The 10,247-nt window shown below is 74.3% G+C and carries 11 protein-coding genes; 6 read left to right on the top strand and 5 right to left on the bottom strand.

Translation table 11 applies throughout. The annotated features are described in order from the left end of the window. Positions 1–157 precede the first annotated feature (157 nt). Both ABZS66_RS25835 and ABZS66_RS25830 read left to right on the top strand, forming a co-directional pair. Positions 158–1,150, top strand: a complete 993-nt coding sequence (locus ABZS66_RS25835) for an ABC transporter substrate-binding protein (RefSeq protein ID WP_354761867.1) — start codon at positions 158–160, stop codon at positions 1,148–1,150. Beyond that, positions 1,147–2,232: an iron ABC transporter permease gene (locus ABZS66_RS25830; protein ID WP_354761830.1), complete on the top strand. Its 1,086-nt coding sequence runs from the start codon at positions 1,147–1,149 to the stop codon at positions 2,230–2,232. The genes ABZS66_RS25835 and ABZS66_RS25830 overlap by 4 nt, the downstream gene beginning before the upstream one ends. 3 nt (positions 2,233–2,235) lie before the next feature. On the opposite strand, the gene ABZS66_RS25825 is transcribed toward ABZS66_RS25830, so the two are convergent. Both ABZS66_RS25825 and ABZS66_RS25820 read right to left on the bottom strand, forming a co-directional pair. Then, positions 2,236–2,619 (bottom strand): RidA family protein, encoded by a 384-nt coding sequence (locus ABZS66_RS25825; RefSeq protein WP_354761828.1) that lies wholly within the window; start codon positions 2,617–2,619, stop codon positions 2,236–2,238. A gap of 19 nt (positions 2,620–2,638) precedes the next feature. Next, complete coding sequence (locus tag ABZS66_RS25820; RefSeq protein WP_354761826.1) at positions 2,639–3,493, bottom strand: hypothetical protein; 855 nt, start codon at positions 3,491–3,493, stop codon at positions 2,639–2,641. Between the two features lie 83 nt (positions 3,494–3,576). Between ABZS66_RS25820 and ABZS66_RS25815 the strand changes: the two genes are divergently transcribed. Genes ABZS66_RS25815 through ABZS66_RS25805 form a run of 3 tightly spaced genes read left to right on the top strand, consistent with a single transcriptional unit; the run spans position 3,577 to position 5,311 of the window. Beyond that, positions 3,577–4,212, top strand: a complete 636-nt coding sequence (locus ABZS66_RS25815; RefSeq protein ID WP_354761824.1) for a biliverdin-producing heme oxygenase — start codon at positions 3,577–3,579, stop codon at positions 4,210–4,212. Next, entirely contained in the window at positions 4,209–5,009 is an 801-nt protein-coding gene (locus tag ABZS66_RS25810; RefSeq protein ID WP_354761822.1) for a heme ABC transporter ATP-binding protein, read from the top strand. Before ABZS66_RS25815 ends, ABZS66_RS25810 begins: the two co-directional genes overlap by 4 nt. Positions 5,010–5,011: 2 nt before the next feature. Next, entirely contained in the window at positions 5,012–5,311 is a 300-nt protein-coding gene (locus tag ABZS66_RS25805; protein ID WP_354761820.1) for a DUF2470 domain-containing protein, read from the top strand. Between the two features lie 181 nt (positions 5,312–5,492). Here ABZS66_RS25805 and ABZS66_RS25800 read toward each other — a convergent pair whose 3' ends face one another. The 3 genes from ABZS66_RS25800 to ABZS66_RS25790 form a co-directional block, all read right to left on the bottom strand. Further along, positions 5,493–6,080, bottom strand: a complete 588-nt coding sequence (locus ABZS66_RS25800; protein ID WP_354761818.1) for a hypothetical protein — start codon at positions 6,078–6,080, stop codon at positions 5,493–5,495. Between the two features lie 214 nt (positions 6,081–6,294). Continuing rightward, a complete protein-coding gene (locus ABZS66_RS25795) occupies positions 6,295–8,676 on the bottom strand; it encodes a DUF4132 domain-containing protein (protein WP_354761817.1) in 2,382 nt (793 codons plus the stop codon). A 2-nt stretch (positions 8,677–8,678) separates the two neighbouring features. Beyond that, on the bottom strand, positions 8,679–9,071 hold the full coding sequence (locus ABZS66_RS25790; RefSeq protein ID WP_354761815.1) for a hypothetical protein: 393 nt from the start codon (positions 9,069–9,071) through the stop codon (positions 8,679–8,681). Between ABZS66_RS25790 and ABZS66_RS25785 the strand changes: the two genes are divergently transcribed. Beyond that, positions 8,976–10,097 (top strand): Gfo/Idh/MocA family oxidoreductase, encoded by a 1,122-nt coding sequence (locus ABZS66_RS25785; protein WP_354761865.1) that lies wholly within the window; start codon positions 8,976–8,978, stop codon positions 10,095–10,097. The two genes, ABZS66_RS25790 and ABZS66_RS25785, sit on opposite strands and share 96 nt — an antisense overlap. The last annotated feature ends 150 nt before the right edge of the window (positions 10,098–10,247 follow it).

Here is a 10,247-nt window from a genome sequence, read left to right as displayed (position 1 = left end):
GTTTGCCGTCGGGGCCGTCCGTCCGCTCACCGCCGGGTCCGTCGCGCCGTTTGCCGTCGGGGCCGTCCGTCCGCTCACCGCCGGGTCCGTCGCGCCGTTTGCCGCTGCGGCTGTCGCGACGCCTGCCGGGCATCGGCTCGTCCGTGTCGCCGCGGCCGTGCTGCTCGTCCTGTCCGCGCTCGCCGGGTGCGCGGGGGAGACCACCACCGTCGGCGACCCGCAGGCCGGGGGCGCCGGCGGGTGCGGGCCGGTCACCGCCACCCTCGCCACCAGCGACGTCACCCCGCTACCGGACCGGCCGCAGCCCGCGCTGCCCGTCACCGTCGACTCCGCCGACGGGCAGCGGGTCACGGTCGCGGACGCGAGCCGGATCCTGCCGGTCAACCTGTACGGGTCGATCGCCGAGATCGTGTTCAGCCTCGGCCTCGGCGACCGGGTCGTCGGGCGGGACACCTCGACCACGTTCCCGTCGGCGGCGCACCTGCCGCTGGTCACGCCGAGCGGGCACGACCTGTCGGCCGAGGGCATCCTGCGGCTCAACCCGACCGTCGTGATCACCGACCAGAGCATCGGGCCGGCCGAGGTCATCGCCCAGCTGCGCCGCTCCGGCATCCCGGTCGTGTTCGTCGACGACCAGCAGAGCCTGCCCGGCGTGTCCGCGCACGTCCGCCAGATCGCCGCCGCGCTCGGCGTGCCCGCCGCGGGGGAGCAGCTCGTCCGCCGGGTCGAGGCCGACATCGCGGCGGCCCGGGTCACGCCGTCCGGCAAGCCCCTGCGCGTCGCGTTCCTGTACGTGCGCGGCGCCGCGGGCGTGTACCTCATGGGCGGCAAGGGCGCAGGCTCCGACGCCATGATCGAGGCGATCGGCGCCGAGGACGCCGGCACCGCGATCGGGCTGTCCGGCTTCCGGCCGCTCACCAGCGAGGGTCTGATCAACGCCGCGCCCGACGTCATCCTGGTGATGACCGAGGGGCTGAAGTCGGTCGGCGGCGTCGACGGCCTGGTCCGGCTGCCCGGCGTCGCGCAGACCCCGGCCGGCGAGCGCCGCCGGATCGTGGACATGGCCGACGGCGTGCTGCTGAGCTTCGGCCCGCGCGCCGGCGAGGCCGTCCGCGCCCTCGCGCGCGCCGTCACGGCGACCTGCCGATGACGGCCGTCCGGGAGCGTCCGGCGGCACCGGCGGTACACCTGCCGCGAAAAACCGGCAGGAACACGCTCGTGGTCGCCGGACTGGCCGCCGCACTGCTGGTGCTGTGCCTGGTCGCGGCGGGAACCGGGCAGGTCCGGGTGCCGCCGGCAGAGGTGCTCGGGTCGCTGCTGCACCGCCTCGGCATCCCGGTCGGGCCGACACCGACCGCCGCGCAGGGGGACAACGCGCTGTGGTTCGTGCGGTTCCCGCGGGTCGCGCTGGGCGTGCTCGTCGGGATGGCGCTGGGCTGCGCCGGGGCGCTCATGCAGGGCCTGTCCGGCAACCCCCTGGCCGAGCCGGCGATCATCGGCGTCTCGTCCGGCGCCGCGGTCGGGGCGGGGGCGGCGATCGTCACCGGGCTGAGCCTGTTCGGCAACTGGACCGTCGCCGCGTGCGCGTTCGCGGGCGGGCTGCTGACGGCGCTGCTCGTGTACGGCCTGGCGCAGTCCGGCGGGCGCGCCGAGGTGGTGACGCTCGTGCTGACCGGCATCGCGGTCAACGCGGCCGCGGGCGCGGTGCTCGGCCTGCTGATGTTCCTCACCGACGACGACGGGGTGCGGGCGATCGCGTTCTGGAACCTCGGCAGCCTGGCCCAGGCCAGCTGGCCCGCGGTCGCGGTCGTCGCGCCGTGCGTGGCGGTGGGCCTGGCCGGCGCGTCGACCGCCGCGCGCCGCCTCGACCTGCTCGCCCTCGGCGAGGCCCCGGCCCGCCACCTCGGCGTCAACGTCGAACGGTTCCGCTTCGGCCTGATCGTCGTGACCGCACTGCTCACCGCGGGCGCGGTGGCGTTCACCGGCATCATCAGCTTCATCGGTCTGGTCGTGCCGCACCTGGTCCGGATGGTGACCGGCCCGGGCCACCGGGCGGTGCTGCCCGCGAGTGCGCTGGGCGGCGCGATCGTGCTGGTGGCGGGTGATCTGGCCGCCCGCACGGTGATCGACTACCAGGAGCTTCCGCTGGGCGTGCTCACGGCCCTGATCGGCGGCCCGTGCTTCTTCTGGCTCCTGCGCCGCACCCGGGCGCGGTCGGGCGGCTGGCAGTGACGGTCAGCCGGCGGCGAGGGCGTCGACCTCGACTCGGAACGCGGGATGGACGAGCCCGCTCACCTGGACCAGCGAGCTGGCCGGCGGTCTGGACGGGTCGACGAACTCGTCCCGCACGGCCCGGAAGACCGGCAGGTCCGCGAGGTCGGTGAGGTACACGGTGAGCTTGACGACCCGGTCGAGCCCGGAGCCGGCCGCGGTGAGCGCCGCGCCGAGGTTGACGAACACCTGCCGCACCTGCGCCTCGACGTCGCCGTCCCCGACGACCTGCCCGCTGCCGTCCAGCGGCACCTGCCCCGACACGGCGACGAGCGCACCGGAGAACCGCACCGCGTGGCTGTACCCGTTGACCGGCGGCAGCCCGTCCGGCCGCATGAAATGCTCCACGCGGCCCAATCGTAGAGCCCTACGCCGGATGGAGGTTGGTCCAGGAGCGGGTCTGCGGCTCCTCGGCCGTCCAGGCCTCCAGCAGGGCGCGGGCGTCTGCCTCCCCGGCGCCGAGGAACAGGCGCTGCTCGCCGTCGTACTCGGCGCGCTCCTGGCGGATCGAGGAGCGGCTGCAGCAGTCGCACAGGTCGACGCGGCTGGCGAGGATCTCGAAGCCCAGTTGGCGGCGGGCGAAGGACTCGGCCAGCGGATCCAGGTCGCCGGGGGCGGCCGTGACCAGGACCGACAGGGTGGCGATCGCGGACGGCTCGAACAGGGCCACCTCGTCGAAGACCGGCACCGTCATCTCACCTGCCGTGCGCTCGCCGCTCGGGGCGCCGTCGTGGACGACGACCTCGCCGAAGCGGCGGGACGGGTCGAACGGGACGTTGATGACGCGGGCCCGGGTCGGGCACAGGCGGATGGCCCACACGACCTCGCCGACGTCGGCGAGGCGGACGCAGGTCGGGCCCAGCTCGGCGTCGATCTGACCGGTGCCGGGGAACGGCGGCAGCCCGTACCCGGCCCAGCAGTCGCGGGCGGTGTCCCAGTCGCGCAGGACGGTCGCGGCGGTGCCGAGGTTCCAGAACGCGGGCTCCTCCCTGCCGCGCCGCACGTGGGTGACGGCGACCTTGCCGGTCTCGTAGGCGCGCGGCCAGTCGCGGGCGAACTTGTACGCGAGCGCGGCGTCGAACCAGGCCGCCTTCGCCTTCCTGCCGCTGAGCCGGGCCGCGGCGGCGGCGAGCCGGTCGCCGGCCCGTGGCCAGTCCTCCGCCTCGAACGCCTCGTAGCCCTCCGCGATGGCCCGCCCCGTCTCACGGTCCCCCGAAAACATGCGCGGACGATACCACCGGACGATCTTCACTGGCGGCGATGATTAGGGTAGCCTCACCTTACCTTTCGGAAGGGGTGCGGCACGTGGCGGAGGAACTGTTCTCGGCGGCAGTGCGTCGCAGTACCGAGGGGCGGCACCGCGACGCGGAGCAGGCCGTTTTCCTCGGGCAGCTGGTCACCGGCGCCCTGCCGCTGGCCGGCTACGCCGCCATGGTCGCGCAGCACCACCACATCTACAGCGTGCTCGAAGAGGCCGCCGCCGTGATGCGCGACGACCCGGTGGCCGGGCCGTTCGTCCACGACGGGCTGACGCGGCTGCCCGCCCTCGAAGCGGACCTGCGGGAGCTCGACGGCGCAGGGCTGCCGCCGAGCCCGGCGACCCAGCGGTACACCCAACGGCTGCGGGACGTCTGCTTCACCTGGCCCGGCGGGTTCGTCGCGCACCACTACACCCGCTACCTCGGCGACCTGTCCGGCGGGCAGTACATCGCCGCCGCCGTCCGCCGGCACTACACGACGAGCGCCACCAGCTTCTACGCCTTCGACGGCATCGGCAGCCCGGCCGCGTTCAAGGCGCGGTACCGCTCGGCCCTCGACGCCGCGCCGTGGGACCAGGAGGAGCGCCGCCGCATCGTCGACGAGGTCCTCGTCGCCTACCAGCTCAACATCGACGTGCTCACCGACCTCGGCCGCGAGCACGCCGCCGGGCAGGCCGCGTGAACCGTCGCCGGCCCAGGCCGCCCGTGCCCCGCACCCCGGGCACCGTGGCCGTCGCCGGCACGGGCCTGCACAAGACCCGCAGCGGCAGGACGGTCCTTGACGACGTCGGCGCATCGGTGCGGGCGGGCGAGGTGCTCGCCCTCGTCGGGCCGAACGGCGCCGGCAAGTCCACGCTGCTGTCGGTGCTGGCCGGCGACCTCACGCCCGACCGCGGCGAGGTGACGGTCGACGGCCGCCCGCTGGACGACTGGACGCCGGTCGAGCTCGCCATGCGCCGCGCGGTGCTGCCCCAGCACCACCTGCTGTCGTTCCCGTTCCCGGTCGCCGACGTGGTCCGGATGGGCCGCGCGCCGTGGCCCGACGCCGGCGACGACATCGTCGCCGACGCGATGGCGGCCACGGGCGTCGCGCACCTGGCCACCCGGTCGTTCCTGTCCCTGTCCGGCGGCGAGCGCGCCCGGGTGGCCCTGGCCCGCGTGCTGGCCCAGCGTGCGGGGGTACTGCTGCTCGACGAGCCGACCGCGGCGCTCGACCTGCACCATCAGGAGCTGGTCCTGCGCATCGCCAGGGAACGCGCCACTGCCGGCGATGCGATTCTGGTCGTACTGCATGATCTCGGTCTGGCGGCGGCGCACGCCGATCGCGTGATGGTCCTGTCCGGCGGCCGGGCGGTCGCCGACGGACCACCGGCCGAGGTGTTCACACCGGAGCTGCTGACCGAGGTGTACCGCCACGACATCGAGGTGCTCGCCCACCCGCGCACGGGCACGCCGTTGATCCTGCCGAGAAGGAGCTGAACATGGGCCAGCCGTTCACCGACGACGTCGTCGCGACCGTGCGCCGCCACATGAACGACGACCACGCCGACGACAGCCTGCTGATCTGCCGCTCTCTCGGCGGCCGCCCGGACGCGACGGCCGCGGCGATGACGGGGATGGACGGCGAGGGCATCGACTTCACCGCGTTCGTTGACGGCCACGACGTCACGGTGCGCGTCCCGTTCAGCCGCCCCCTCACCGAACGCGCCGAGGTCCGCCCCGAGGTGGTGCGCATGTACCGCGAGGCCTGCGCGGCGCTCGGCGTACCGGCCCGCTCCTGACGTTCTACGCTCCGTTCGCGAACGATCCGCTGTACCGGGACCCGATGACCACCGTGCCCCCGGCCCGGCCGGAGTACCCGACGCCCGTCGACAGGGATTCCACGACCGCGGAGTTGCCGTACCGGCAGTGCCAGGAGGCGGTGAGGCGCGGCTCCAGCGGCAACCGTGCGCCCGCTGCGTCCTACCGTTCGCCGCGCTCGGCCAGCCAGGCCGCGAACTCCTCGACGGTGCGCACGCCGTCGTCGAGCACGGCGGCGTAGATCTGGGTGCCGCCGACCTCGTCCGGGTAGGCCGGGAGGCGGTGCCACACGTCCTTGATCCGCAGGATCGCGGCGCGCTGCTCGGCGGTGATCGTCGCACGCAGCGACTCGTGCCACTCGGTGACGTTCGCGTGCAGGTCGTTGAGCCACAGCGTCAGGTCGACGCGCCACTCGCGGTCGCCGCGGGCCACGGCGACGACCACGTGGTAACGGTCGTCGCGGGCGGTGCCGGTCGGGGAGCGCTCGCCGCGCTCATCGCGGTAGTCGAACCCGACGACGCCGGGTCGGTCGACGAGCTGCTGGAGCAGCCCCAGCACGTCGGACGGGGTGAACCCGGCGCCGACGTGCACCATGACGTCCAGGTCGGGCCAGCTCATCAGCCCCGATACGTAGCTGCCGGTCGGCAGCACCGGCCCGGCGACCGCGGCGAGGTCGAGCTCGGCGAGCACCGCCTCCGCCTCGACCTGCAGCGCTACCTGCCGCTGCCACAACTCGTCGTCGGACGCCATGCGTGGAGGTTAGCGACTGCAGTCGAAGATGTCGTAGAGCGCAGGCGTGTGGAGAGGTCCGCTTTGCGGACGGCTGGTCGCCGGCGGCCGCCGGTTCAGCCGGCGCGCCAGGCGACGGCCGACGAAGTCCGGCGACGCGATCGAGGACATCGGCGACCACCATCGGCCACGGCGTGCGGCGGATGAGCAGTCCCGCCGCCGCATCACCAGGCGTCTACGTCAGGGACAGTTGGCGCAGGATCGTGCGGTCGGTGATCTTCTCGTCGGCGGCCAGGAGCATGGCCTTGGACAGGATGACCGAGAGGATGGCGTCGTCGTCGAACGGGAGGTGGACCGGGCCGGCCGGCACGCGGCCGGGGACGACGCACAGGTAGGCGTCGTTCGGCTCCATGAGGATGTTGCCCGAGCCCAGATGGATCTTGTACGTCCGCCGGGTGCCGTGCACCCGCAGGTACCGCTCCCGCAGTTCGCACCGCGCGCCGATGGTGAGCTTCGGCAGGATGCGGGCCAGCGCGTCGCGGCGGACCTCGGCGGAGGCGGTCAGGTCGCCGAAGCTCGCCGACGACCAGTACTCGTGGAAGCGGTCCTCGCCCCGGTCGGCCCACGTGGCGTCGGTGGCGATCGAGGTCACGCCGACGAACAGGTCGATGTCGCGCATCACCTCGCTGAGGACCCGCGGCGGGACCTCGGTCAGCGGCGCGACCTCCCAGAGCGCGCCGTCGCGGCGGGCGAACCGCACCTGGTCGGTGGCGCAGAACCGCGCCTCGTAGTGCGGGGCCTCCAGCTCGCCGGCGAGCTCGTGGAAGAACGACGCGCGCCAGGCGCCCCCGCCGAACAGCTTCGTCGCCTCGCTCGAACCGCCGCCGTCCCAGGAGCCGAGATACGTCGCGTGCCAGCCGCGGGCGCGCATCAGCGCGTTGGCCTGCCGGTAGCGCAGGATGTGCGCCGCGAAGCGGTTCGAATACGTCCGGGTCTGCTCCTCGGCCGGCGTCAGCCGGTACACCTCCCGGAACGCCTGCTTGAACGGCTGGCGCAGGCCGGACGCCGTCACGTGGTCGCGCCACGCGGTCACCTCGGCCGCGGCGGCGAGCGCCGGATGCCACAGCCGGATCCGGCTCGCGCTGCCGGCGCCGGGCAGGGTCCAGGCGCGGTCGCGCTGCTCGGGCAGCGCGGCGGTCCACGTCTCGCCGTCGGCCGACGCCTGCCAGATGAGCCGGCGGGCGAACAGGCCGGTGACCGGATGGTCCAGGTATCGTGTCACCCAGTCCGGTGCCGGCCAGACCCGGTCCTCGGACAGCAGCCCCTCGACGCGGGCCCGCTCCGCGGCGAGCGTCCTGCCGACCTGCTTGACGAGGTCGCGGGCCTGGGCCAGGCCCGGCGACTCCTTGACCGCCGCCGGCACGCCCTTGAGTGGCCGGCCGGCCCGCTCGAACCGCAGCCGGGCCTTGACCTCGCCGACCTCGACGATCGCCGTGTAGCCGTCGATCTCCCAGGTCCGCTGGCCATCGCCGTCGAGGCCGTGGTCGTCGACCGCCAGCTCCAGCACCTCGCCCGGCTGCCAGCCGCGCAGCGACCCGAGCCGATCGAGCGCCGCGTGGGTGCGGCTCAGCAGCGCCTTGTTCTTGACGCTGAGGGAGAGCCGGGTCAGCACCCGGACCGGCACGTCGCCGCCCCGGCGGGCCAGGACCTCCACCGCCGCGGCCGCCGTCTTCGGCGCGAACGGGAAGCCCGGGAACTCGGCGTCGGCCGCGCCCGCGGCCAGCGCGATGCTGCCGATCAGCTCGGTTGCCGGCTCGGACGGGTCGAGATCCAGCACGCAGGTGAGCCCGCGCAGCAGGTCGTCGGTGTCGGCCTTGACGTACTGGTCGAACGTCGTGTAGCGGGTGAGGATCGCGTGGGCGGCGTCGCCTGCCGCGGCGAGCAGCGGCCCGGCGGCGCGGCGCCATTTCGTGGTCGGCACCGGCCTGCGCAGCGACGCGCAGTGCAGGAGCAGTTTGGCGACACCCGGTCCCGCGAGGACACCGGCGAGCTCGAGGGTCGCCGCCGGTCCGAAGATCTCCCCGGCATGCAGCAGGTGCACCGGTATCTGGGCGGCGCCCGTCCGGGTGTGCGCGGCACTGACGAGCCCGACCAGCTCCTGGCGGATGGCCTCCGGAATCCGGCTGCTGCCCACGTCGTGCAGGAACTCCTGCAGCGCGGGCCCGAGACCCTCCAGCCATGCGCGGTCGAGGCGGGCGGCGGCGACCGCGGGCAGGCGCTGGCCCGAACCGTCGGCGGGCAGGACCCGGCCGGCGAGCATGTGCAGGCCCCACACGAGGTCGGTGCGCGTCCAGCGGACCCCGAGCTGGTCCAGGAGCGCGACCGCGTGGCCGGCGGTGCCGAACGCCGGATGGCCGGCCCGCACCGTGTCGGCGTGGATCCGCAGCGCGGCCAGGCGGCGCTGCTCGTCCGTCCAGCTCTTGATCTCGTCGTCGTCGCCGGACAGCGCCGCGGTGATCGCCGTGGCGGCCAGGTCGCCGGCTGTCGCGACCGCCTGCGCGTATGCCGAGCGCTCGGTGTCGGACAGTGGTGGCAGCAACGGTACGAACCTTGTCATGATCAGCCCCCGACCAGCGGAACGAGACGGATGAACGCGACGGTCGAGTCGCGCCGCAGGTCGACGACCTCGTCGAGGCGGTCGACCTGGCGGTCGCCGACGAGCATCACGAACCCGTTGCGCTCGAACGCGGCGCAGGCGGCGTCGGCCTGGGCCTCCCAGTCGAGGCGGCGGCCGCCGGGCACCACGAACCCGGCCTGCGTGGCGTCGGCGTCGACCGGCCGCACGAGCCCGTGGAACACCTCGCCGGCCCCCGCGTTGAACCTGGCGACCTCCTCCCGGACCCGCAGCCGCACCAGATCGCGGGCCGACAGCTCGTCCGGCAGGCCGAGAAGCACCCGCGACTCGATCGCCCGACCCGACATGGTCTCGTCACGCACGATCACCTCGGCCACCGCTGTTCTCCCTCCGCGAGCCGGCGAGAGCATGATGGCGGATGGGTACGACAATTTTGTCCGGCCGCCGGGCCGTATCGTCGCGGCATGAGGCTGGGGATCGTAGGTGCCGGGGAGGTGGCCTGGCGGCACGCCGCCGCGGCCGCCGACGTCGCCGGACTGACCCTCGTCGCGGTGACCGACCGTGACCCGCAGCGGGCGGCGAGCCTCGCGGACCGCTTCGGCGCGCAGTCCGTCGCGGGGTTCGACGAGCTGCTCGGCGCCGCCGACCTCATTGTGGTCTCGGTGCCTCATGTGTACCACGAGCAGCTCGCGCTGCGGGCGCTCGCCGCAGGCCGGCGGGTGCTGGTCGAGAAGCCGATGGCGACGACCGTCGAGGCGTGCGACCGGATGTTCGACGACCGCCTGCACGTCGGCCAGCAGGGCCGGTTCTTCGCCCAGGTCCGCGCGGCCCGCGAGGAGCTCGCCCGGCTCGGCGAGCCGCTGCTGTACACCGAGCGCCGCTCGACCGACTACTCCCGCCCGGACCGACCGGCGTGGTTCGCCGACCCGGAACTGGCCGGTGGTGGGATCGCGATGCTCGTCGGCGTGCACAGCATCGACCGGGCCTGCTGGCTGCTCGGCGCGCCGCCGCGGGCCGTCGCCGGCACGGTCGCGGTCCCGGCCGGCTGGTCCGTCGAGACGAGCGCGGCCGCCACCCTGTACCTCGCCAACGGTCGGCGGGCCCACCTGACGCTCGTCGACTCGCCCGCCTTCTTCCACGAGACGACGATCGTCTGCGAGCGGGGCACCCTTACGATCGACCCCGCCGGCCTCAGCGTCGACGGCCGGCGCGTGCTGACCGTCGACGGCGACCAGGAGTACACCGCCTCCTTCCGGCGGCAATATGCGGCGATCCTGCGCGGCGAGCCCGTCGCCACGCCCGAAGAGGGCCGCAGCGCCGTCGCCGCGGTGCACGCGCTGTACCGCTCCGCCGCGGCCGACGGCGAGCCGGTGCCGGTCGTCACCGCGGCGCGGGGCGGGTGAGCCACGCGTGGGGCAGCTGAGCCACGGCTGGGGCAGCTGAGCTGCGGGCAGGGCGGCTCAGCCACGCGGGCGGGGCGAGCCGGTGCCGGCCGAGCACCACGCCCAGTCCTCACCCCGCTCGAAGGACTGCACCAGCGAGTGCCATCCGAG

Source organism: Dactylosporangium sp. NPDC005572 (assembly GCF_040605515.1).
In the GTDB taxonomy this organism is placed as follows: Bacteria; Actinomycetota; Actinomycetes; order Mycobacteriales; family Micromonosporaceae; genus Dactylosporangium.
This window is presented reverse-complemented; position numbering and strand designations above follow the sequence as displayed.

Bases quoted from the DNA above. Each gene is read 5' to 3' on its own strand.
- ABZS66_RS25830 (WP_354761830.1), top strand. From the start codon at position 1,147: ATGACGGCCGTCCGGGAGCGTCCGGCGGCACCGGCGGTACACCTGCCG.
- ABZS66_RS25820 (WP_354761826.1), bottom strand. From the start codon at position 3,493: ATGTTTTCGGGGGACCGTGAGACGGGGCGGGCCATCGCGGAGGGCTAC.
- ABZS66_RS25795 (WP_354761817.1), bottom strand. From the start codon at position 8,676: ATGACAAGGTTCGTACCGTTGCTGCCACCACTGTCCGACACCGAGCGC.
- ABZS66_RS25805 (WP_354761820.1), top strand. From the start codon at position 5,012: ATGGGCCAGCCGTTCACCGACGACGTCGTCGCGACCGTGCGCCGCCAC.
- ABZS66_RS25800 (WP_354761818.1), bottom strand. From the start codon at position 6,080: ATGGCGTCCGACGACGAGTTGTGGCAGCGGCAGGTAGCGCTGCAGGTC.